Below are 22,618 nucleotides of genomic sequence, written 5' to 3' on the forward strand. Positions count from 1 at the left end.
GCAACCGCCTCCCTGATAGAGGCTGGGGTGGTTCTCGGAGTATAGGGTGGGGTTGAGGGGGCTGCCGTGCAGCCCATCGCCGGCAGCGGCCCGGGTCAATCCAGGTCGAGCTTTTCTTCCAGGCGGTCGAGGTGCTTGTGCATCAGCCCCAGCGCCGCCTCGGCATCACCGTGCTCCACGGCATCGATGATCGCCGCATGTTCCTCCCACGCGCAGTGGTCGCAGCACGGCGACTCGTAGCGGGCGATGATCAGCGAGGTCATCGGCACCAGGCCATTGAGAAATCGCGCCAGTGGCGCATTGGCGGCCACCTGCGCCAGTTTCAGGTGAAACTCGCCGCCCAGGCGGATCGCCGCACAACGCTCGCCGTTTTCATGGTGCTGGCGCTCGCGTTCCACCAGTTGCCGCAGTTGGCGAATCTGCACCGGTCGGGCGCGTTGCGCGGCCAGGGTGATCAGCGTGGTTTCGGCCAGGCGCCGGGCGCTGAGCACCTGGCGTGCCTGCTCCGGGTCGGGCGCGGCCAAATGCGCAGTGTGGCTGGGGCGCTGCACCACCACCTGCTGGTCGGACAGGCGCCCGAGCACGCGGCGGATCACTGTACGGCTGACACCAAAGGCATGGCCCAGCGCCTGTTCGGGCAACAGGCTGCCAGGTGGCAGGCGCTGTTCGAGGATGGCATCGAACAGCCGCGGGTAGATCTGCTCGGCCGACAGGCGGGTTTCGCCGGCCGCGAGCAGGGCTGGCAAGTGGGGGGCGGCGTTCATGGTCGCTCTCCTGGGGTCATGGATGCGGGTGTTCGTCCGGGATGTTCAACGGGATGCCCATGCGCAGCCCTTCGGCCAGGATGTGCTGGCGCATCTGGGCACTGGCCTGGGCGCTACTGCGTTCACGTATGGCGCGCACCACCGCTTCGTTTTCCTTCAGCCGTGCGGCCAGGTGCTCTGGCGAATTGCGCAACATGCCGGCGCTCTGCTTGAGGGCATTGCCGGTCTGTTGCACCACGCTCTGGAAGATCGGGTTGGTGGTCAGGGCGAACAGCGCTTCATGGAAGGCGATGTAGGCCCTGACTCCGGCTTCGCTGTCATCGGCCTCCAGCGCTTCACGCATGTCCATCAGGGTCAGGCGCAGCTGGCCGATGTCCTGGCTGTTGGCCGACTGCGCCACCAGGCCGACGATGAAGGGTTCAAGGGTGTAGCGCAGCTCCAGCACGTCGGCCAGGCTGGCTGCGGTGCTGGTGTCCAGGCCCGGTTCCTGGGCGGCAGCGTCGGCATCCAGCACCAGCACGCCCTTGCCCGGCAGCGAGCGCACCAGGCCCAGGGTTTCCAGCACGGTCACCGCTTCGCGCAGGCTGGGGCGGCTGATGCCCAGTTGTTCAGCCAGCTCGCGCTGGCCTGGCAGCATGTCGCCGGTACGCCATTGGCCGCGGGCGAGGGCCTGGCGCAGTTTTTCCACCACTGAGTTGACGACGGTCGATGAGCTGATCACGGTTCGCTCCTGGAAGGGCCGGCATCAGTGCCGGCCACGTTCGCTCAGAATTCCTGTTGATGGGGGTTGGGCTGCTTGCGTGGCGTGGGGGCGAAGCCGGGCTTGCCATCGAGCACGTTGTGCGCACGCTCCAGGTCGATGTCCTTCTCCCAACGGGCGATGGCCACGGTGGCCACGCAGTTGCCGATCAGGTTGGTCAGCGCCCGGCCGATGCCCATGAACCAGTCCACCGCCAATACCAGTACCAGGCCGACCACCGGGATCGCCGGCACGGCGGTCAGGGTAGCAGCGAGGATCACCAGCGCCGAGCCTGGGATGCCGTGAGCGCCCTTGGAAGTCACCAGCGACACCAGCAGGATGGTCAGCAGGTCGGTCATTGCCAGTGGCGTGCCGGTGGCGTTGGCAATGAACACGATGGCCAGGGTCAGGTAGATGGAGAAGCCATCGAGGTTGAACGAATAGCCGGTGGGGATCACCAGGCCGACGGTGGAACTGCCGATGCCCAGGTGCTCCAGCTTGCGCATGATCTGTGGCAGTACGGCGTCGGACGAGGCGGTGCCCAGCACGATGGTCAGCTCTTCACGCAGGTACTTGATCAGCGGCAGCAGCTTCAGGCCCGACAGGCGCATGACCGTGCCCAGCACGATCAGTACGAAGCCGGCGCAAGTCAGGTAGAACAGCGCCACCAGCCCGCCCAGGTGTTGCAGCGATTCCAGGCCGTACTTGCTGGTGGTGAAGGCGATGGCGCCGAACACGCCGATGGGGGCCAGGCGCACGATCATGCCCATGATGCGGAAGATCACGTGGCTCAGTTCGTTGATCAGCCGCGAGATGCCGGCTGCGGAGTCGCCCACCAGGTTCAGCGCGCTGCCGAACAGTACCGAGAACAGCAGCACCTGGAGAATGTTGTTGTCGGCGAAGGCGCCGATCACCGAGGTGGGGATCAGGTCCATGAAGAACGCCGTCGCGCCATGGATGTGCTGGCCGCGCTCGGCCAGGCTGCTGGCGTCGGCGCTGGACAGTTGGTCCAGGTGGATGTTGGCGCCGCTGCCGATGCCGCTGGTGAAGGCGAACACCAGGCCGATCACCAGTGCCAGGGTGGTCAGCACTTCGAAGTAGATCACCGACTTCAGGCCGATGCGCCCGACCTTTTTCAGGTCTCCGGCGCCCGAGATGCCGCTGACCACCACGCAGAACACGATCAGGCCGATGAGCATCTTGATCAGCTTGATGAAACCGTCGCCAAGGGGTTTGAGTTGCAGGGAGAGGTCGGGGAAGCTGAGACCGCAGGCGATGCCGAGGGCAAGGCCGAGCACGACTTGCAGGAAGATCGAACGCGAGCACCATTTGAGCATGGGAGGGATCTCTGATCGGTGTCCTTGCTTCGGTAGCCGCACGGGGCGAAAGAGCGCAGGACTTAATTATTGTGGTCTTACCGGTTTGTTCAGCGCGAAGCCATGAAAGCGCGAAAAATCCTACATTGCAAGGATTTTTGGCCTTACCGGTCTGACCAGTTATGGGGCAATCCGGCCTGCCGGGCTCTGGTTCGGTGCATGGGGTTGGATCGGCAGTTCGCAGGCGAACCGCCGATCCCACAGGGACTGCGCACATGAATCAGATCAGGCTTTGGCCAGTGCCTGTGCACAGCTGCAATCAGCTTGCCAAGCGCCACGCCGACTTCAAAATTTTTGATAACGCTATGATTCGTAAGGTTTATTTGCATTATGTGGCTGACCTCGTAGAATCCGCGCCCGACCGGGAAGTCACTAAAGGGCCGATTATGGGGTATTCATCCTGGTAATCGCCCGCGAGCAGGCTCCTGGCGTTTAAATGAATGGAGTCTCATTGTGCGTCTCAACCTTCCGGTCACCCCGGTCGAGCAACGTTTCCCACCTGATCAACGGCTGATTTCCGCTACCGACACCGCCAGCCTGATCACTTACTGCAACCCCGAATTCGCCGCCATCAGCGGGTACAGCGAGGCCGAACTGATCGGCAGCCCGCACAACCTGGTGCGCCACCCGGACATGCCGCCAGCGGTGTACGCGTTGATGTGGCGCTACCTGAAGGCCGGCAAGAGCTGGATGGGCATCGTCAAGAACCGCTGCCGCAACGGCGACTACTACTGGGTCAATGCCTATGTCACACCCATCCTCGAAGCCGGGCGGGTGGTTGGCTATGAGTCGGTGCGGGTCTGCCCCACGCGTGAGCAGGTGGCCCGTGCCGAGGCCCTGTATGCGCGCTTGCGCAATGGCCAGGCGGTGTTGTCGTGGCCACGTCGGCTGACGTTGCTGGCACAGGCCCTGGCCCTGCCGCTGGCGAGCGGGCTGCTGGCGCTTGGCGCCAACCAGCTGTGGCCAGGCCTGGTGGGGCAGGGGCTGACCGTAGGGCTGTTCGTGGCCTATGGCCTGTGGGCGCGCGATGCCGTCGGGCGGCAGATGCAGCAGGTTGTGCAGGGGGCCGCCGGCACTTTCGCCGACCCGATCGCGGCCTTGACCTACAGCGACCTGCCCGGTGCCGCCGGGCAACTGCAACTGATGCTGATCAGTGAGGAGGCACGGCTGAAAACCGCGCTGACCCGGTTGAGCGACCTCGCGGCGCAAATGGCCGTGGCCGCCCATGATGCCGGGCAGTTGTCCCGCAGTACCGAGTCGGCCTTGCTGGAGCAGCGTGCGGAAACCGACCTGAGCGCCACCGCCATGAACCAGATGGCAGCGTCCATCGGTGAAGTGGCCAGGCATGTGCAGCTGACTGCCGCCGAGGCCCACACCGCGCATCTGCTGGCCGAGCAGGGCAGCCAGGTGGCCGATGCCAGTGGCGCGGCGATTCGCACCCTGGCCGGTACCGTGGCCCAGATCAACCAGGCGGTCAGCCACCTGGCTGGTCAGACCGGTGCAATCGCCGAGGCCACCGGGATGATCCGCGGCATTGCCGAGCAGACCAACCTGCTGGCCCTCAACGCAGCCATTGAAGCGGCCCGTGCGGGCGAGCAGGGCCGCGGCTTTGCCGTGGTCGCCGACGAAGTGCGGGCACTGGCCGACAAGACCCGGCAGTCTACCTTGCACATCCAGGCCATCATCGATGCCCTGCGCAGTGGCGCCGAGGAAGCCGTGGCGATCGCCAGCCAGGGCATCGACGGTGCCGAGCAGGGCGTTGCCCAGGTGCAGGAAGCCCGGCAGGCGCTGCATGGCATTCGTGACGCGGTGCAGCGCATCAGCGACATGAGCCAGCAGATGGCCACGGCCTCGCAGCAGCAGTCGGCAGTGGCCGCAGACGTTTCACGGCAGATCAATGGCGTGGCCGGCATTGCCCAGCACAGCGCCCACAGCGCCAACGCTGCCGCTTCGCGTGGCGCCGAACTGGAAGAGGTGTGCGCCGGATTGCGCGCCCTTGTGGAGCGCTTCAACCGCTAAGGCAGGATGCTTTATGGATGACATCTATCGTGCGGCCGTGGACGCGGCCGCGATTTTTTCCGAAACCGACCTGCGTGGGACCATCACCTACGTCAACCAGCAGTTCTGCAGCATCTCGGGCTACAGCCACGAGGAGCTGCTGGGCGCCAACCACCGCATCCTCAACTCCGGCCTGCACGAGCCGGAGTTCTTCGTCGGCATGTGGCGGGCGTTGGCCGCCGGCCGGGTATGGAAGGGCGAGATCTGCAACCGCGCCAAGGATGGCTCGCTGTACTGGGTCGACAGCACCATGGTGCCGCTGGTCGACCCGCTTACCGGCCTGGTGCGCAAGTACGTGTCGATCCGTTTCGACGTCACCGAGAAGCGCCAGCTGCTGCATGCCTTGCAATGGCGGGTGGGCCACGACGTGCTCACCGGCCTGCCCAACCGCGCTTACCTGTCCGACCTGCTGAACCAGGCCCTGGCCTACTCGCGCCGTGAAGACATTCCGCTGGCGGTGTGCATGCTCGACCTGGATGGCTTCAAGGCGGTCAACGACGGCTACGGGCATGCCATTGGCGACCTGCTGCTGGTCGAGGTGGCGCAGCGGCTGAAGCACATACTGCGCGGTGGCGACGCGGTGGCCCGGCTCTCGGGAGACGAGTTCGTGCTGATCCTGCGCGACGTCGACGAAGACCGCCAGCTGCATGCGGCGCTGCGTCGGGTGCTGCAGGCACTGGCGGCGCCCTATGTGGTGCGCGAGCACCGCCTGTCGCTTAGCGCCAGTATTGGCGTGACCCTGTACCCGCAGGACGACGAGGACGCCGACACCTTGGTGCGCCATGCCGACCAGGCCATGTACGTTGCCAAGCAGCGTGGGCGCAACCGCTATCACCTGTTCGACGTGTCCCAGGAACAGGAGCTCAAGGCTACCCATCAGACCGTGGCGCGGGTGCGCCGGGCCCTGCACAACGGCGAGCTGTGCCTGTATTACCAGCCCAAGGTCAACTTGCGCAGCGGCCAGGTGCTGGGTTTCGAGGGCTTGTTGCGCTGGCAGCGGCCAGGCCGTGGCCTGGTACCGCCTGGCGATTTCCTGCCTTGGGTGGAGCAGACCGACCTGATCGTGGAAATCGGCGAGTGGGTGCTCGTCCAGGCGCTGAACCAGCTACAGGTGTGGCAGCGCCAGGGGCGGCCCTGGTCACTGAGCGTGAATATCGCCGCGCGGCATTTGCAGCGCAGTGACTTTGCCGAACGCCTGCAGCAGTTGCTGGCGGCGCACCCGGAGGTGGACCCGGCGCGGCTGGACCTGGAAATCGTCGAGTCGGTGGCCATCGACAACCTGCAGCATGTCAGCCGCTGCCTCGATGCCTGCCGCGCGCAGGGTGTGCGTTTCTCCCTGGACGACTTCGGCACCGGCTATTCGTCGCTGAGTTATCTGAAGCGCTTGCCGACCCAGACGATCAAGATCGACCAGTCGTTCGTGCGCGACATCCTGCATGACCAGGACGACCTGGCGCTGACCAGGGCAGTGATCGGCCTGGCGCGGGCGTTTGGCCGTGAGGTGATTGCCGAAGGGCTGGAGAGCGTCGAGCACGGCCGGGTGCTGATGGGCCTGGGCTGCGAGCTGGCGCAGGGTTACTGCATCGCCCGGCCGATGCCGGCCAGTGCGGTGCAAGCCTGGGCGCAGGCCTATCGGCAGCCGGCGCAATGGCGCGACCCTTGAAAGCGCGTCAGCGGGCCATTGGTTTGACCTCGGCCAGCACCGGGTGCGCCACCAGCTTGTCGATGTGCAGGGTGTCGTCGTTCATCCAGCTTTCGCTGAGTAGCCGGTAGTGTTCCATGTCGCGGCAGCGCAGGCGCAGGCTGTAGTCGAAGTGGCCGCTGATCAGCTGACATTCGTGCACTTCCGGGCAGTTGCGCAGGGTGGCTTCGAAGGCCCTCTGCGCGGCCCGCCCACTTTGGTTGGACAGGGCGACCAGCACCAGCAGCGACACCCCGGGCGCAACCTTCTGCAGGTCGATGATCGCCCCGTAGCCGCGGATCACGCCACGGCGCTCCAGCTTGCGTACACGCTCCAGGCAGGGGCGCGGGGTAAGGTGGACAAGGCTGGAGAGTTTTTCGAAGGTGATGCGGCCGTCGTGGCGCAGGATGTCGATGATCGCTTCGTCGATGCGATCGAGGGGCTGGGCGTTGGCGTCCTTGGTGTCCATGCGCTTGGGCTTCGTTCAGAAAAGGGCATGGGAAAGGTTAGGCGGTAAAGGGGGCCGCTGCGCGGCCCATCGCGACACAAGGCCGCTCCCACAGGGATCGCGCAACCTTCAGGATGGCGGCGGCCTTTTGTGGGCGCGGCCTTGTGTCGCGAAAGGGCTGCGCAGCGGCCCCAAGGTCTATCAGGCGCAGATGGAGTCAGCCTTGTCTACCGCCCGCAATTCCACCACCCGCGGCTGCAACAACCCAAACAAATCCTTCGGATCCTCCAGCACCGGCACCAGCCCGATATCCGTGCCGATACCCAGCGCCTGCGCAGTATCCAGCACATAGCGCAACGCCGAGTAATCCTCCAGGGCAAACCCCACCGAGTCGAACAGCGTCACCTGTTCGGCGCTCTCACGGCCCTTGGCTTCCCCGGCAACCACCCGCCAGAACTCGGTCACTGGCGAGTCCGCCGGCATCTGCTGGATCTCGCCCTCCACCCGGCTCTGCGGCTCGTACTCGACGATCACCCGGGCCCGTTCGACAATCGCCCGGTGCAGCTCGGTCTTGCCCGGGCAGTCACCGCCCACGGCGTTCAGGTGCATGCCCGGTTCGATCATCTCCGGGGTGAGGATGGTGGCGTAGGCCTTGTCGGCGGTCACCGTGGTGACGATATCGGCCCCGCGCACCGCTTCGGCCACGGAGCTGGCGATGCTCACTTTGAGGCCGGGGCGATTGGCCAGGTTGGCGACCAGCTTGGCCGAGGCGGCCGGGTCGATGTCGTACAGGCGGATTTCATCGATGCCCAGCAGGGCATTGAAGGCGATGGCCTGGAACTCGCTCTGCGAGCCGTTGCCGATCAACGCCATGCTGCGGCTGTCTTCACGCGCCAGGTAGCGGGCGGCCAAGGCCGAGGTGGCCGCGGTGCGGATGGCGGTGGTCAGGGTCATTTCGCTGAGCAGCAGCGGTGCACCGGTATCGACGCTGGCCAGGGCGCCGAAGGCCATCACCGTGGGCAGGCCATGGCGGGTGTTCTTCGGATGGCCGTTGACGTACTTGAAGGCGTAAAGGCTGGCATCCGAGACCGGCATCAGCTCGATTACGCCGTCCATTGAATGGTTGGCCACCCGGGCGCATTTTTCGAAGGCGGGCCAGCGCTGGTAGTCCTGGCGGATATACTCGGCCATTTCCAGCAGGCACGTGGGCAGGCCTTTGCGGTTGACCAGTCGGGCCAGGTCTTGCACATCGATATAGCGGGTCATGAGGGGTCTCCCTGCGGCGACGCTTCCAGAGTGGGCTCTGGTTTAATTGTGCGGCGGGAGGGGAGGTAAAGCTGGCTGTAATGGGCTTTGGCGGCAGCGGCTTTGGCTGATTTCGCTGCGCTGGCAGCCGAATCGGCTGTGGGTGCCTGTACCGGCGATGAGGCCGGCACAGGCCAAGGCAATCATCGCTCACGCAACCGCTTGTACAGCGTGGTGCGGCTGATCCCAAGCCCGCGTGCCACCGCCGACAGGTTGCCGTTGGCCTGCTCCACCAGCGCGTGCAGGTCTGCCTCTTCGGTCGCGACCGGCACAGGCACTTGCGACTCGGCGAGAAAACCCGCAGGCAAGTGTTCCAGGCCGACCGGCCCATTACCCGCCAAGGCCAGTGCCACCTGCAGCACACTCACCAGTTCGCGCACATTACCTGGCCAGGGGTGCTGATCGAAAAGCTCGATAATGGCCGCAGGCAGCCGCGCGGGCTGCCCGGGTTCGCGGTAGCGCGCATGCACCTGCTCGATCAGCTGCCGGCGGTCACTGCGCTCGCGCAGCGGCGGCAACACCACCGCCAGCCCGGCGATGCGGTAATACAGGTCCTGGCGAAAGCGCCCGGCGCGCACCTCTTCGGCCAGGTCACGGTTGCTCGCCGACACCACGCGGATATCCACCGCCACCGGTTCGCCGCTGCCCAATGGCTGGATGCTGCGCGACTGCAGCACGCGCAGCAGGCGGGCCTGGGTGGGCAAGGGCATGTCACCGATTTCATCGAGGAACAGGATGCCGTGGTGGGCCTTGCGGATCAGCCCCGGGTTGCCCTTTTGGTGGGCGCCGGTGAACGCGCCCTTGTCGTAGCCGAACAGCTCCGACTCCACCAGCTCGGCCGGGATCGCCGCGCAGTTGACCGCGACCAGCGGCTGACTGGCGCGGCTGCTGGCCCGGTGCAGGGTGTCGACGAATACTTCCTTGCCCACGCCGGTTTCACCCTGCACCAGCACCGGGATGTCCTTTTCCAACAGCAGGCCGGCCTGTGCCAGCGCCTTATCCAGGCGTGGCTCAGCGCTGCTGGCGGCGGGGCGGCCAGGGGCCTCGCGCGGCGGCTGCCACTGGCAATGAAAGCGGTTGCGCCCGGTGGCTTGCAGGGCGAAGGGCTGTTGCCGGGGATGGCTGAGCAGCGCTTGCAGGGGCAGCTGGAACAGTTGCTCGATATTCTGCCTTACCGGGTTGCCGCCGAGCAGGCTGTCGGCGCGGTGATTGGCGGCCAGCACCTGCCCGTGCTCATCGAACACCAGCAGGCCGGCCCACGGGCTGTCGAGATTGTCGCAGGCGCTGTTGAAGATCAGTTGCGGGTGCTGGTCGGCATGCTCGGCAAGGATCAGGCGGTTCTCCAGGCTCTGGCTCATCATGCGCACCAAGCCCAGTGTCTGGCTGGCGGGCAGATAGCCGTCGCTGGCTACGTCGAGCACCCCGACCAGTTGCCGCGCGGCGTCGAACAGCGGCGCGGCGGCGCTGGACATATAGCGGTTCTGGCGCAGGAAATGCTCGTCCTGGCCAACGTGGATCGCCTCGGCGCAGACCAGCGCGGTGCCAAGAGCATTGGTGCCGACACCGCGCTCGTGCCAGTGGGCACCCGCGCTGAAGCCATGCTGCTGGCGCGGCTCGATGAAACGCCGCGAGCCCCAGCTGTCGAGCAGGCAGCCGCTGGCATCGGCCAGCATCACCAGGTAACTGGCATTGCCCAGCAGGTGCGCATATTGCGGCAGCACCGCTTCGCGGGTCAGGCGCAGCAGGGCCTGGCGCCGCTCCAGCAGGGCGCTCAGCTCGGCGCGGGTCAGGCAGTCGAAGTCCGGGGCGTGCTGGGGTTGCAGGCCGTGGTCGCGGCAGCGGGCCCAGGAGGCCTGGATCAGTTGGGCATGGGGCGAAGCGGATGCGGCCATGGGCCTGTCCTGTGTGATTGTTGTCATGGGGCCGACCGCTGTTCAGTGTTGTGCACGGTTGTTCAATGTCAAACCGGCAAGTGTTCAGTTGTTCAGTGCTTGTGTTCACTTGTGAACCTGCGATTGGCCAGGGCTTGCCTGCCAGGCCCCGGGCCAGACGGTCGCGGTGCAACTGGCACGGAACTGGCTGTACCCGGCAGACAATAACCACAAGAAGGCCACGCCATGTCTCTGGTGCTGGAACAGGTCAGCCGCAGCGTCGACAACCAGGCCTGGATCGTCGATGCCTCACTGCGTTTCGAGCCCGGCTCGTTCAACGTGCTGCTGGGCCGCACCCTGGCCGGCAAGACCAGCCTGATGCGCCTGATGGCCGGGCTCGACCGCCCGGACCGGGGGCGGGTGCTGATGGATGGCCAGGACGTGACGGGTGTGCCGGTGCGCCAGCGCAATGTGTCGATGGTGTATCAGCAGTTCATCAATTACCCGACCCTCAGCGTGTACGAGAATATTGCGTCACCGCTGCGCCAGGCGCGCATGGCCGAGCCCGAGATTCGCCGGCGGGTGCAGGAAACTGCCGAGATGCTGCGCATCGAAGCCTACCTGCAGCGCCTGCCGCTGGAGCTGTCCGGTGGCCAGCAGCAACGCACGGCGATGGCTCGGGCGCTGGTCAAGGATGCCTCGCTGATCCTGTTCGACGAGCCACTGGTCAACCTCGACTACAAGCTGCGCGAGGGCCTGCGCCAGGAGCTGCGCGAACTGTTCGCGGCGCGCCACTGCATTGCCGTGTATGCCACCACCGAGCCCAACGAGGCGCTGGCACTGGGCGGCACCACCACCCTGGTACATGAGGGCCGTATCGTCCAGAGCGGGCCTACTGCCGAGGTCTACCAGCGCCCGGGCAGCGTGCTGGCTGCCGAGCTGTTTTCCGAACCACCGATCAACCTGGTGCCTGGCCGTATCAGCGGCAACGATGTGAGCCTGGCCCAGGCCGTGCACTTTGCCCGCAATGCCGACTTGCGGCCGCTTGCCGAGGGTGACTACCGCTTTGGCGTACGGCCCAGCCACATCAGCCTGGTGCCGGCCCACGACGACGACCTGGAGTTGTCGGTGCTGGTGGAGCTGGCCGAGATCAGTGGTTCAGAAACCTTCCTGCATGTGCGCAACGAACACTGGCGCATGATCCTGCACCTGCCAGGGGTGCACGAATACCAGGTGGATACGCCGATCCGTGTGTTCATCCCCACCCACAAGCTGTTCGTGTTCGACAGCGCCGGGGCGCTGGTGCAGGCCCCGGGGCTGCGCCAGGCAAGGAGAGGGTGATGGCCGAAATTCGCCTGCGCCAACTGGCGCACAGCTACAGCCGCCAGCCCGCCAGCGAGGCGGACTACGCCCTGCACGCGCTGGAGCATGTGTGGGAGCAGGGCGGTGCCTACGCCTTGCTCGGGCCGTCGGGTTGCGGCAAGTCGACCTTGCTCAACATCATTTCCGGGCTGCTGACACCGTCCCACGGCGAGGTGCTGTTCGACGGCAAGCCGGTCAACCAGCTGTCACCGCAGGCGCGCAACATCGCCCAGGTGTTCCAGTTCCCGGTGGTGTACGACACCATGACGGTGTTCGACAACCTGGCGTTTCCCTTGCGCAACCAGGGGCTGGACGAAGCCCGGGTGCAGGCCCGGGTGGAGGAGATTGCCGAGGTGCTCGACCTGTCGGCCGTGTTGCGCAAGAAGGCGCGCAACCTCAGTGCCGACGAAAAGCAGAAGGTCTCCATGGGCCGTGGCCTGGTGCGCGATGACGTGTCGGCGATCCTGTTCGACGAGCCGCTGACGGTGATCGACCCGCACCTGAAGTGGAAGCTGCGGCGCAAGCTCAAGCAGATCCACGAGCAGTTCAACATCACCATGATCTACGTCACCCACGACCAGTTGGAGGCCTCGACGTTCGCCGACAAGATCGCGGTGATGCATGGCGGGCGCATTGTCCAGTTCGGTACCCCGCGCGAACTGTTCGAGCGCCCGCGGCATACCTTCGTCGGTTACTTCATTGGCAGCCCGGGGATGAACCTGATCGAGGTGCGCGCCGAAGCGGACGGGGTGGTGTTCGGCGATATTCACCTGGAGCTGCCCGACGGCTTGCGCGAGCGCCTGGCAGCGACGGCGGGCGGGCGCCTGCAGGTGGGCATCCGCCCGGAATTCGTGCAGCTGTGGGACAGCCCGTTCGATGACGCCTACCCGGCACGGGTGCTGGACATCGAGGACCTGGGCACCTATCGCATCGTCACCCTTGAACTGGGCGGTGTCGCGCTCAAGGCGCGCCTGGGCGAGGACCGCCCGCTGCCGGTGGACCAGGCCTGGGTCAGCCTGCCGGCGCAGTGGCTGATGCTGTACCTGGACGATGTGCTGCTGGAGGCCGGGCCATGAACAAGGTGCCGAACAACAAGGCCTGGTGGCTGGTGCTGCCGGTGTTCCTGCTGGTGGCATTCAGTGCGGTGGTGCCGATGATGACGGTGGTCAACTACTCGGTGCAGGACATCTTCGACCAGTCCAACCGCTACTTCGTCGGCGCCGACTGGTACCGCCAGGTGCTGCGCGACCCGGCGCTGCACGATGCACTGCTGCGCCAGTTCATCTATTCCGCCTGCGTGCTGCTGATCGAGATCCCGCTGGGCATCGCCATTGCCCTGACCATGCCGACCAAGGGGCGCATGGCTTCGGTGTGCCTGATCGTCATGGCCATCCCGTTACTGATCCCGTGGAACGTGGTCGGCACCATCTGGCAGATTTTCGGCCGTGCCGATATCGGCCTGCTCGGCGCCACCCTGGCCAAACTCGGGGTCAGCTACAACTACGCCGGCGACCCGTTCGACGCTTGGCTGACCGTGCTGGTGATGGATGTGTGGCACTGGACGTCGCTGGTGGCGTTGCTCTGTTACTCAGGGCTGCGCGCCATTCCCGATGTGTACTACCAGGCTGCGCGCATCGACCGCGCCTCGGCCTGGGCGGTGTTCCGCCATATCCAGTTGCCCAAGCTGAAGAACGTGCTGCTGATCGCGGTGATGCTGCGCTTCATGGACAGCTTCATGATCTACACCGAGCCCTTCGTGCTGACCGGTGGCGGGCCCGGCAACGCCACCACCTTCCTCAGCCAGACCCTCACGCGCATGGCTGTCGGGCAGTTCGACCTGGGCCCGGCGGCGGCGTTCTCGCTGGTGTACTTCCTGATCATCCTGCTGGTGTCGTGGCTGTTCTACACAGCCATGACCCATGCCGACAAGGACTAGGCCATGAGCACACGCAAATCGCTGGCCCTGCTGCTGTACTTCTTTTTCCTACTGGTGCCGATCTACTGGCTGCTGAACATGTCGTTCAAGAGCAACACCGAGATCCTCGGCGGCCTGACCCTGTGGCCACAGGCGTTCACCCTCGACAACTACCGGGTGATCTTCACCGATGCCAGCTGGTACAGCGGCTACATCAATTCGCTGTACTACGTGTGCCTGAACACGCTGATTTCGCTGCTGGTGGCGTTGCCAGCGGCGTATGCCTTCTCGCGCTACCGCTTCCTTGGTGATCGGCACCTGTTCTTCTGGCTGCTGACCAACCGCATGGCGCCACCGGCGGTGTTCCTGCTGCCCTTCTTTCAGCTGTATTCGTCGATCGGCCTGTTCGATACCCATATCGCCGTGGCCCTGGCCCACTGCCTGTTCAATGTGCCGCTGGCGGTGTGGATCCTCGAGGGGTTCATGTCTGGTGTGCCGAAGGAAATCGACGAAACGGCCTACATCGACGGCTACAGCTTCCCGCGCTTCTTCGCGAAAATCTTCATTCCGCTGATTGGCTCCGGCATCGGCGTGACAGCGTTTTTCTGTTTCATGTTTTCCTGGGTCGAGCTGCTGCTGGCGCGCACCCTGACCTCGGTGAATGCCAAGCCGATCGCCGCGGTGATGACCCGAACCGTGTCGGCCTCGGGCATCGATTGGGGTGTGCTGGCGGCGGCGGGGGTACTGACCATCTTGCCGGGCATGCTGGTGATCTGGTTCGTGCGCAACCATGTGGCCAAGGGCTTCGCCCTGGGCCGGGTGTGAGGAGGGCAAGGCATGGAGTGGATGGCCTGGACCTTGCCGACGGCGCTGTTCTTCGCCGCCGTCGGCGTGCTGCTGCTGGGCATGACGCTGCTGGAATTGCGCCGCCCCTGCGTGGAGCGGCGTGGCTTCCTGCCGCTGGTCACCAGCCGTGGCGACCGCTTGTTCATCGGCCTGCTGGCCAGCGCCTACCTGCATTTGCTGGTGGTTGGCGTCAGCGAGTGGCCATTGTGGGTGGCCTCGCTGCTGTCGCTGGCGTGGCTGGTGGTGGTGCTGCGCTGGGGCTGAGCGAGCGGCCCTGTGGGATAACTGAAACGGGAGATCACAATGTTCGACAACAAGTACAACAGGCGACATTTGACCCTGGCCGCGTTGCTGGTACTGGCCAGCGTGCAGGGCACAGCCTGGGCAGACCAGTACGAGGACGCGGCCAAGAAGTGGCTCGGCAGCGAGTTCAAGCCTTCGACCCTTACCCCTGAACAGCAGTTGGCCGAGTTGAAGTGGTTCATAACGGCTGCCGAGCCGTTCCGTGGCATGAAGATCAACGTGGTGTCGGAAACCATCACCACCCATGAATACGAGTCCAAGGTGCTGGCCAAGGCCTTCAGCGAAATCACCGGTATCCAGCTGACCCACGATTTGCTGCAGGAAGGCGACGTGGTGGAAAAGCTGCAGACACAGATGCAGTCGGACAAGAACATCTATGACGGCTGGGTCAACGACTCCGACCTGATCGGTACGCACTTTCGCTACGGCAAGGTGGAATCGATCACCGACCTGATGGCCAACGAAGGCAGGGACTACACCTCGCCGACCCTGGACCTGAAGGACTTCATCGGCATTTCCTTCACCACCGCGCCGGATGGCAAGGTCTACCAACTGCCCGATCAGCAGTTCGCCAACCTCTACTGGTTCCGTGCCGACTGGTTCGAACGGCCCGAGCTGAAGGCCAGGTTCAAGGAAAAGTACGGCTACGAGCTTGGCGTACCGGTGAATTGGTCAGCCTACGAGGACATTGCCAGGTTCTTCACCGAAGACGTCAAGGAAATCGACGGCAAGCGCGTCTATGGCCACATGGACTACGGCAAGAAAGACCCGTCGCTGGGTTGGCGTTTCACCGATGCCTGGTTCTCGATGGCGGGTGGCGGCGACAAAGGCCTGCCCAATGGTTTGCCGGTGGACGAATGGGGCATCCGCGTGGAGGACTGCCACCCGGTGGGTTCCAGCGTGACCCGAGGCGGCGACACCAACGGCCCGGCCGCCGTCTATGCCACACAGAAGTACGTGGACTGGATGCGTGCCTATGCGCCCAAGGAGGCCCAGGGCATGACCTTCTCCGAAGCCGGCCCGGTGCCGGCCCAGGGCAATATCGCCCAGCAGATCTTCTGGTACACCGCGTTTACCGCCGACATGACCAAGCCCGGTTTGCCGGTGGTGAATGCCGATGGCACGCCGAAGTGGCGCATGGCGCCTTCGCCGAAGGGGCCGTACTGGGAGGAGGGGATGAAGCTGGGCTACCAGGACACTGGCTCGTGGACCTTCTTCAAGTCCACTCCCGAGAAGCAACGCCTGGCGGCGTGGCTGTACGCCCAGTTCGTCACCTCCAAGACCGTGTCGCTGAAAAAGACCATCGTTGGCCTCACGCCGATTCGCGAATCGGACATCAACTCCCAGGCCATGACCGAGCTGGCGCCCAAGCTGGGCGGGCTGGTGGAGTTCTACCGCAGCCCGGCGCGGGTACAGTGGACGCCAACCGGTACCAACGTTCCGGATTACCCGCGCTTGGCGCAGTTGTGGTGGAGCCACATCGCCGAAGTGGCCAGTGGCGAGAAGACCCCGCAGGAAGCGCTGGACGGCCTGGCCCGCGACCAGGACCGGATGATGGAGCGCTTGCAGCGGTCCAACGCTCAGGCCACGTGCGCACCGAAGCTGAACCCGGAGAAGGATGCCCAGTACTGGTTCGACCAGCCCGGTGCGCCGAAACCGAAGCTGGCCAACGAAAAGCCCAAGGGCGAGACGGTCAGCTACAGCGAACTGCTGAAGTCGTGGGAGGCGGCCAGGAAGTGATCGGCTGAATACCGCGCGGGCCTCTTCGCGGGTAAACCCGCTCCCACAGGGACCGTGCAGTCCACGAAGGCTGTGATGTCCCCTGTGGGAGCGGGTTTACCCGCGAAGAGGACGGTGCAGCCATCAAGAAACTTCAGCCAAAAAAAACGGCACCTGCCAGAGGTGCCGTTTTCATTCACGCGGTATTACTTGTGCAGCTCTTCCGCCGCATACAGCGTGTTTTCCAGCAGGCATGCCCGGGTCATCGGCCCGACGCCACCTGGCACCGGCGTGATCCAGCCGGCGCGCGGCAGGGCGGTCTCGTAGACCACATCGCCGACCAGCTTGCCGTCTTCCTGGCGGTTGATGCCCACATCGATGACGATGGCGCCTTCCTTGATCCATTCACCCTTGACCAGGCCCGGCTTGCCTGCGGCCACGACCACCAGGTCGGCGCGGCCGACGTGGCCGGCAAGGTCCTTGGTAAAGCGGTGGCACACGGTCACGGTGCAGCCGGCCAGCAGCAGTTCCATGGCCATCGGGCGGCCAACGATGTTGGACGCACCGACGATGACCGCGTTCATGCCGTACAGGTCCTGGCCGGTGCTTTCCAGCAGGGTCATGATGCCCTTCGGCGTGCACGGGCGCAGCAGTGGGATGCGCTGGGCCAGGCGGCCGATGTTGTACGGGTGGAAGCCATCCACGTCCTTGTCCGGGCGGATGCGCTCGAGCAGCAGCGAGGCGTCCAGGTGCGCCGGCAGCGGCAGCTGCAGCAGGATGCCGTCGACGGCCGGATCGTCATTGAGGCGGTCGATCAGCTCGGTCAGGGCCTGCTGCGAGGTTTCGCTAGGCAGGTCGAACGCCTGCGAAATGAAGCCGACCTCTTCGCAGTCCTTGCGCTTGTGCGAGACATAGACTTGGGAGGCGGGGTCGGTGCCGACCAGGATCACCGCCAGGCCCGGCGTGCGCAGGCCTTGCTGGCGACGCTCCACGACACGTTGAGCGATCTGCTGGCGCAGGCTGGCGGCGATCGCCTTGCCATCGATTAGGTGTGCAGTCATAGACGCGTGATTAACCATCGAGAAGGAAACAATTAAAGAGGGCGCATTCTCGCACGACACGGGCCAAGGGCAAAGGCGGGTGGTCGGGCAAATCCCCTAAGCCCTTAAATAATTTAAATTTTTTTGAGAAAGGTGTTGACGACTTTCAGGCTCGCCTATAAGATTCGCCGCACTTGTCGGGCACAGCCTAGCACTGGTTGGCGAAGTCGGGCAGAATGAGTGGTTTAGCAGTTATCTGTTAATGTCTCGTTCGGTTAGGCTTCAAGCTTAAGCGCCCGTAGCTCAGCTGGATAGAGCATCCGCCTTCTAAGCGGATGGTCGCAGGTTCGAGTCCTGCCGGGTGCGCCATTAGGCAGCTTTGGCAAGCAAGTAGGCTGTAATGCAATATGGTGGGCGTAGCTCAGTTGGTAGAGCGCTGGATTGTGATTCCAGTTGTCGTGGGTTCGATTCCCATCGTCCACCCCATATTCTTCAAAGGCGCCTCGATAGCATCTGGCGCCTTTGTTTTAAGCGTTACGCGGACGTGGTGAAATTGGTAGACACACTGGATTTAGGTTCCAGCGGCGCAAGCTGTAAGAGTTCGAGTCTCTTCGTCCGCACCATGCTTCTGTAAGGTTGTACCGCAACATCGCAAGACCGCAATATGGTGGGCGTAGCTCAGTTGGTAGAGCGCTGGATTGTGATTCCAGTTGTCGTGGGTTCGATTCCCATCGTCCACCCCATATTCTTGAAAGGCGCCTTGATCGTGAGATCAGGCGCCTTTTTGTTTTGCGCTGGGTGTATGGCTTGAGGGTTCTGGCGCCTGTGAGATCGAGCGCCGCCCGCGCGGCGCTTCGCAGCACAAGGCTGCTCCTACATCTGTTTCGGGCCAGTCAGGCCTGTGCCAATGCACGCGACCGCCCTGTTTGCCCGAAACGATATCAAGGTGAACGCCAAGGGGTGCGCGCCACCGCCTCAGGATTAACTGGCCCGAAACAAATGTAGGAGCAGCCTTGTGCTGCGAAGCGCCGCGCGGGCGGCGCTCGGTCTCCCAGGCGCTGAAAATGCCCTGGCGAACTCCCTCTCGGCCAAATCGCATCCCGCCCCTTGCAATCCTCTGGTGACACCCCAATAAAAGCTGTTAGATTTCAGCCGGTTGAAACACCGGCCCAATTGGCCGGCAGAGGAACAACCCGATGATCGCAAAAGAAGCCCGTCAGGCCCTGGCGCTACAGCGCTTTGCCGAGGCCAGCCCGCAGCTGCTCGAAGAGATCCGCGAGCTGGATCCGCGCGAGCAGGCCCAGCAGATCGAGTGGGCGTTCGAGGATGCGGCCGAGGAGCAGGGTATCCAGCCTTGGGAGTTGGCCCTGCAACTGATCGCCGAAACCCCGGAGCAACTGCAGGCCATGCGCCTGGAGACGCACCGCGAGGTCGCCGAGGCGCTGGGGATGGAGTGGGAGGAGTACTGCCAGTTCAATGAAATCGATCCTGAATAAGGAAGCGAATTCGGTGGTGGCAGTTGTTTGACAAGGTATTTCGGCTGCAGGTCGCCCCGGGCGTCGTGCGGCCCCCATTGAAGCAGGCCCGGCGCTAAGTCGTACGGGCCTTGAAAGTTAATCGACCGGCGTGGTTTCCCGTCGTCCCGAGTGGGGTGACTTCTGCTGCGCGACTCACTAGAATGCTTGCCCTTGATTCTGGAGTCGGGCAAACGCCGGCTAACGTCTGTGCAACGAGGAATATCCATGCAAGTTTCTGTTGAAAACACTTCCGCTCTCGAGCGCCGCATGACCATCGCCGTTCCGGCCGAGCGCGTCGAGAACGAAGTCAACAAGCGTCTGCAGCAGACTGCCAAGCGCGCCAAGGTTGCCGGCTTCCGCCCGGGCAAAGTGCCGATGAGCGTGATCCGTCAGCGTTTCGAGGCCGATGCTCGCCAAGAGGCTTTCGGTGACCTGGTCCAGGCTTCCTTCTACGAAGCCATCGTTGAGCAGAAGCTGAACCCGGCTGGCGCCCCTGCAGTAGAGCCCAAGTCCTTCGAAAAGGGCAAGGACCTGGAATTCGTCGCCATCTTCGAAGTGTTCCCGGAATTCACCGTTGGCGGCCTCGAGTCGATCAACGTCGAGCGCCTGAGCGCCGAAGTGGCTGACGCCGACCTGGACAACATGCTGGAAGTGCTGCGCAAGCAGAACACCCGCTTCGAGGCCGTCGAGCGCGCTGCGCAGAATGACGACCAGGTCAACATCGACTTCGTCGGCAAGGTCGACGGTGAAGTGTTCGCCGGTGGTTCGGCCAAGGGCACCCAGCTGGTACTGGGCTCCGGCCGCATGATCCCTGGCTTCGAAGACGGCCTGGTTGGCGCCAAGGGTGGTGAAGAGCGCGTAGTCAACGTGACCTTCCCTGAGGACTACCAGAACCTGGACCTGGCTGGCAAAGCCGCCGAGTTCACCATCACCGTCAACAGCGTTGCCTCTCCTGTGCTGCCAGAGCTGAACGAAGAGTTCTTCGCCCAGTTCGGCATCAAGGAATCGACCCTGGAAGGCTTCCGCACCGAAGTTCGCAAGAACATGGAGCGTGAACTGCGCCAGGCCATCAAGGCCAAGGTGAAGAATCAGGTCATGGACGGTCTGCTGGCTGCCAACCCGATCGAAGTGCCAAAAGCCCTGCTGGAAAACGAAGTCAACCGTCTGCGCGTGCAGGCTGTTCAGCAGTTCGGTGGCAACATCAAGCCTGAGCAACTGCCGGCCGAGCTGTTCGAAGAACAAGCCAAGCGCCGTGTGGTCCTGGGCCTGATCGTGGCCGAAGTGGTCAAGCAGTTCGAGCTGAAGCCGGACGAAGGCAAGGTTCGCGAAATGATCGAGGAAATGGCTTCGGCTTACCAAGAGCCTGAGCAGGTCATCGCCTGGTACTACAAGAACGACCAGCAACTGAACGAAGTCCGTTCGGTTGTGCTGGAAGAACAAGTTGTAGATACTGTTCTGCAGAAAGCGACTGTGACCGACAAGTCGGTCTCGTACGAAGATGCCGTTAAACCAGCACAGGCTCCAGCCGCCGCTGAGTAACAGGCTTCTCTCGTAGGAAACCCCCACAAGCCAGCCTTCGCGCTGGCTTGTGCGTATTCAAGCCATGACTATTTGGGAGTGAGCGCAGGACATGTCCCGCAATTCTTATATTCAGCAGAGCTCTGACATCCAGGCCGCAGGCGGCCTGGTCCCGATGGTTATCGAGCAGTCCGCCCGTGGCGAACGCGCTTACGACATCTACTCGCGCCTGTTGAAGGAGCGTGTGATCTTCCTGGTTGGCCCGGTAGAGGACTACATGGCCAACCTCGTCGTGGCGCAACTGCTGTTCCTTGAAGCGGAAAACCCGGACAAGGATATCCATCTGTACATCAACTCGCCGGGCGGTTCCGTCACCGCCGGCATGTCGATCTACGACACCATGCAGTTCATCAAACCGGACGTCTCGACCATCTGCATCGGCCAGGCCTGCAGCATGGGTGCCTTCCTGCTGGCTGCAGGTGCCAAGGGCAAGCGTCACTGCCTGCCGAACTCGCGTGTGATGATCCACCAGCCGCTGGGCGGCTTCCAGGGTCAGGCCACCGATATCGAGATCCACGCCCAGGAAATCCTCAATATCAAGGCCCGTCTGAACGAACTGCTGGCCTACCACACCGGCCAGGAGCTCGAGACCATCAAGCGCGACACCGAACGTGACAACTTCATGAGCGCCTCGCGCGCGGCCGAGTACGGCCTGATCGACTCGGTCTACGACAAGCGGCAACTGGCCTCCTGAACCGGGGTGCCAGAGCAGGTGGGCGCGGAAAGCGCCTACCTGCGGACTTGAAAAAGCCCGCAATTGCCTTCATCTTGTGTTGCAAGCCTACCGGATTGGATCGATCGAATGACTGACACCCGTAACGGCGAGGACAGCGGCAAATTGCTTTATTGCTCCTTCTGCGGCAAAAGCCAGCACGAAGTGCGCAAACTGATTGCCGGGCCCTCGGTATTTATCTGCGACGAGTGCGTCGACCTGTGCAATGACATCATCCGTGAGGAGGTGCAGGAAGCCCAGGCCGAGAGCAGCGCGCACAAATTGCCTTCGCCGAAAGAAATCAGCGGTATCCTGGACCAGTATGTCATTGGCCAGGAGCGCGCGAAGAAGGTGCTTGCCGTAGCGGTGTACAACCACTACAAGCGCCTGAACCAGCGTGACAAGAAGGGTGACGAAGTCGAACTCGGCAAGAGCAACATCCTGCTCATCGGGCCGACCGGCTCGGGCAAGACCCTGCTCGCCGAAACCCTTGCACGCCTGTTGAACGTACCGTTCACCATTGCTGACGCCACCACCCTGACCGAAGCCGGTTACGTGGGTGAGGACGTCGAGAACATCATCCAGAAGCTGTTGCAGAAGTGCGACTACGATGTGGAAAAGGCCCAGATGGGCATTGTCTACATCGACGAGATCGACAAGATCTCGCGCAAGTCGGACAACCCGTCCATCACCCGTGACGTCTCGGGCGAGGGGGTGCAGCAGGCACTGCTGAAGCTGATCGAAGGCACCGTGGCTTCGGTTCCGCCGCAAGGTGGCCGTAAGCACCCGCAACAGGAATTCCTGCAGGTCGATACCCGCAACATCCTGTTCATCTGCGGTGGCGCCTTCTCGGGCCTGGAAAAGGTCATCCAGAACCGCTCCACCAAGGGTGGCATCGGTTTTGGCGCCGAAGTACGCAGCAAGGAAGAGGGCAAGAAGGTTGGCGAGTCCCTGCGTGAGGTCGAGCCGGACGATCTGGTCAAGTTTGGCCTGATCCCGGAATTCGTCGGCCGTCTGCCGGTACTGGCAACCCTCGACGAACTGGACGAGGCTGCGTTGATGCAGATCCTCACCGAGCCGAAGAACGCCCTGACCAAGCAGTATGCCAAGCTGTTCGAGATGGAAAGCGTCGACCTCGAGTTCCGCAGCGATGCGCTCAAGGCCGTAGCGCGCAAGGCCCTGGAGCGCAAGACTGGCGCCCGTGGCCTGCGTTCGATCCTCGAAGGCGTGCTGCTCGACACCATGTACGAGATTCCTTCGAAGAAGGATGTCAGCAAGGTGGTGATCGACGAGAGCGTCATCGATGGCACCTCGCAGCCGCTGATGATCTACGAGAACAGCGAGCCGCAAGCCAAGGCCGCGCCAGACGCCTGATCCAGGCAAT

General features: G+C 63.6%; 19 protein-coding genes, 4 tRNA genes and 1 pseudogene. 17 read left to right on the forward strand and 7 right to left on the reverse strand.

The window, feature by feature from the left end:
• Positions 1–95: 95 nt before the first annotated feature.
• The 3 genes from A4C63_RS18690 to A4C63_RS18700 are packed head-to-tail and all read right to left on the reverse strand — an operon-like array spanning position 96 to position 2,840.
• The gene (locus A4C63_RS18690) at positions 96–764 is read right to left on the reverse strand and encodes a GntR family transcriptional regulator (RefSeq protein ID WP_063913992.1); all 669 of its coding nucleotides are present in this window, start codon (positions 762–764) and stop codon (positions 96–98) included.
• 16 nt (positions 765–780) lie between these two features.
• Positions 781–1,485 (reverse strand): FadR/GntR family transcriptional regulator, encoded by a 705-nt coding sequence (locus tag A4C63_RS18695; protein ID WP_063913993.1) that lies wholly within the window; start codon positions 1,483–1,485, stop codon positions 781–783.
• 44 nt (positions 1,486–1,529) lie between these two features.
• The gene (locus A4C63_RS18700) at positions 1,530–2,840 is read right to left on the reverse strand and encodes a C4-dicarboxylate transporter DctA (RefSeq protein ID WP_003260726.1); all 1,311 of its coding nucleotides are present in this window, start codon (positions 2,838–2,840) and stop codon (positions 1,530–1,532) included.
• A gap of 492 nt (positions 2,841–3,332) precedes the next feature.
• Here A4C63_RS18700 and A4C63_RS27085 point away from each other — a divergent pair.
• The 3 genes and pseudogenes from A4C63_RS27085 to A4C63_RS18715 form a co-directional block, all read left to right on the forward strand.
• Positions 3,333–3,614 (forward strand): annotated as a pseudogene (locus tag A4C63_RS27085) (PAS domain-containing protein); the annotation flags it as partial.
• A 237-nt stretch (positions 3,615–3,851) separates the two neighbouring features.
• Positions 3,852–4,898 carry a methyl-accepting chemotaxis protein gene (locus A4C63_RS18710; RefSeq protein WP_370464287.1) on the forward strand — a complete coding sequence of 349 codons (1,047 nt, stop codon included), beginning with the start codon at positions 3,852–3,854 and terminating at the stop codon, positions 4,896–4,898.
• A gap of 13 nt (positions 4,899–4,911) precedes the next feature.
• Entirely contained in the window at positions 4,912–6,600 is a 1,689-nt protein-coding gene (locus tag A4C63_RS18715; RefSeq protein ID WP_063913996.1) for a bifunctional diguanylate cyclase/phosphodiesterase, read from the forward strand.
• A gap of 7 nt (positions 6,601–6,607) precedes the next feature.
• Here A4C63_RS18715 and A4C63_RS18720 read toward each other — a convergent pair whose 3' ends face one another.
• The 3 genes from A4C63_RS18720 to A4C63_RS18730 form a co-directional block, all read right to left on the reverse strand.
• The gene (locus tag A4C63_RS18720; protein WP_063913997.1) at positions 6,608–7,087 is read right to left on the reverse strand and encodes an Lrp/AsnC family transcriptional regulator; all 480 of its coding nucleotides are present in this window, start codon (positions 7,085–7,087) and stop codon (positions 6,608–6,610) included.
• A gap of 180 nt (positions 7,088–7,267) precedes the next feature.
• Positions 7,268–8,332 carry an ornithine cyclodeaminase gene (locus A4C63_RS18725; protein WP_063913998.1) on the reverse strand — a complete coding sequence of 355 codons (1,065 nt, stop codon included), beginning with the start codon at positions 8,330–8,332 and terminating at the stop codon, positions 7,268–7,270.
• A gap of 182 nt (positions 8,333–8,514) precedes the next feature.
• A complete protein-coding gene (locus tag A4C63_RS18730; RefSeq protein WP_063913999.1) occupies positions 8,515–10,263 on the reverse strand; it encodes a sigma-54-dependent Fis family transcriptional regulator in 1,749 nt (582 codons plus the stop codon).
• A gap of 225 nt (positions 10,264–10,488) precedes the next feature.
• Here A4C63_RS18730 and A4C63_RS18735 point away from each other — a divergent pair, with 225 nt between their 5' ends.
• From A4C63_RS18735 to A4C63_RS18760, 6 genes are read left to right on the forward strand one after another with little or no spacing between them, the layout of a single operon-like run.
• Complete coding sequence (locus A4C63_RS18735) at positions 10,489–11,583, forward strand: ABC transporter ATP-binding protein (RefSeq protein WP_063914000.1); 1,095 nt, start codon at positions 10,489–10,491, stop codon at positions 11,581–11,583.
• Positions 11,583–12,680, forward strand: coding sequence for an ABC transporter ATP-binding protein (locus tag A4C63_RS18740; protein WP_063914001.1), 1,098 nt, complete (start codon positions 11,583–11,585; stop codon positions 12,678–12,680). Before A4C63_RS18735 ends, A4C63_RS18740 begins: the two co-directional genes overlap by 1 nt.
• Positions 12,677–13,540 carry a carbohydrate ABC transporter permease gene (locus tag A4C63_RS18745; protein ID WP_063914002.1) on the forward strand — a complete coding sequence of 288 codons (864 nt, stop codon included), beginning with the start codon at positions 12,677–12,679 and terminating at the stop codon, positions 13,538–13,540. Before A4C63_RS18740 ends, A4C63_RS18745 begins: the two co-directional genes overlap by 4 nt.
• Positions 13,541–13,543: 3 nt before the next feature.
• Entirely contained in the window at positions 13,544–14,344 is an 801-nt protein-coding gene (locus A4C63_RS18750; RefSeq protein WP_063914003.1) for a carbohydrate ABC transporter permease, read from the forward strand.
• Positions 14,345–14,356: 12 nt separating this feature from the next.
• Positions 14,357–14,629, forward strand: a complete 273-nt coding sequence (locus A4C63_RS18755) for a DUF2160 domain-containing protein (protein WP_013971877.1) — start codon at positions 14,357–14,359, stop codon at positions 14,627–14,629.
• 39 nt (positions 14,630–14,668) lie between these two features.
• Positions 14,669–16,408, forward strand: coding sequence for an ABC transporter substrate-binding protein (locus A4C63_RS18760; RefSeq protein ID WP_063914004.1), 1,740 nt, complete (start codon positions 14,669–14,671; stop codon positions 16,406–16,408).
• 185 nt (positions 16,409–16,593) lie between these two features.
• On the opposite strand, the gene folD is transcribed toward A4C63_RS18760, so the two are convergent.
• Positions 16,594–17,448 carry a bifunctional methylenetetrahydrofolate dehydrogenase/methenyltetrahydrofolate cyclohydrolase FolD gene (folD, locus tag A4C63_RS18765; RefSeq protein WP_063914005.1) on the reverse strand — a complete coding sequence of 285 codons (855 nt, stop codon included), beginning with the start codon at positions 17,446–17,448 and terminating at the stop codon, positions 16,594–16,596.
• Between the two features lie 271 nt (positions 17,449–17,719).
• Here folD and A4C63_RS18770 point away from each other — a divergent pair.
• The 8 genes from A4C63_RS18770 (at position 17,720) to clpX (ending at position 22,608) form a co-directional block, all read left to right on the forward strand.
• Positions 17,720–17,796, forward strand: a tRNA-Arg gene (locus A4C63_RS18770).
• A gap of 41 nt (positions 17,797–17,837) precedes the next feature.
• A tRNA-His gene (locus A4C63_RS18775) sits at positions 17,838–17,913 on the forward strand.
• A 52-nt stretch (positions 17,914–17,965) separates the two neighbouring features.
• Positions 17,966–18,050 (forward strand) — tRNA-Leu (locus A4C63_RS18780).
• A gap of 44 nt (positions 18,051–18,094) precedes the next feature.
• Positions 18,095–18,170, forward strand: a tRNA-His gene (locus tag A4C63_RS18785).
• A 453-nt stretch (positions 18,171–18,623) separates the two neighbouring features.
• Positions 18,624–18,923 carry a DUF6388 family protein gene (locus A4C63_RS18790; protein ID WP_063914006.1) on the forward strand — a complete coding sequence of 100 codons (300 nt, stop codon included), beginning with the start codon at positions 18,624–18,626 and terminating at the stop codon, positions 18,921–18,923.
• A 246-nt stretch (positions 18,924–19,169) separates the two neighbouring features.
• Positions 19,170–20,483 carry a trigger factor gene (gene tig / locus A4C63_RS18795; protein WP_063914007.1) on the forward strand — a complete coding sequence of 438 codons (1,314 nt, stop codon included), beginning with the start codon at positions 19,170–19,172 and terminating at the stop codon, positions 20,481–20,483.
• Between the two features lie 91 nt (positions 20,484–20,574).
• Positions 20,575–21,216 (forward strand): ATP-dependent Clp endopeptidase proteolytic subunit ClpP, encoded by a 642-nt coding sequence (gene clpP / locus A4C63_RS18800; RefSeq protein ID WP_003250240.1) that lies wholly within the window; start codon positions 20,575–20,577, stop codon positions 21,214–21,216.
• A gap of 108 nt (positions 21,217–21,324) precedes the next feature.
• Positions 21,325–22,608 carry an ATP-dependent Clp protease ATP-binding subunit ClpX gene (clpX, locus tag A4C63_RS18805; protein ID WP_025338419.1) on the forward strand — a complete coding sequence of 428 codons (1,284 nt, stop codon included), beginning with the start codon at positions 21,325–21,327 and terminating at the stop codon, positions 22,606–22,608.
• Positions 22,609–22,618: the final 10 nt, after the last annotated feature.

Origin of the sequence: Pseudomonas sp. p21 (genome assembly GCF_001642705.1) — a bacterium.
Taxonomy (GTDB): domain Bacteria; phylum Pseudomonadota; class Gammaproteobacteria; order Pseudomonadales; family Pseudomonadaceae; genus Aquipseudomonas.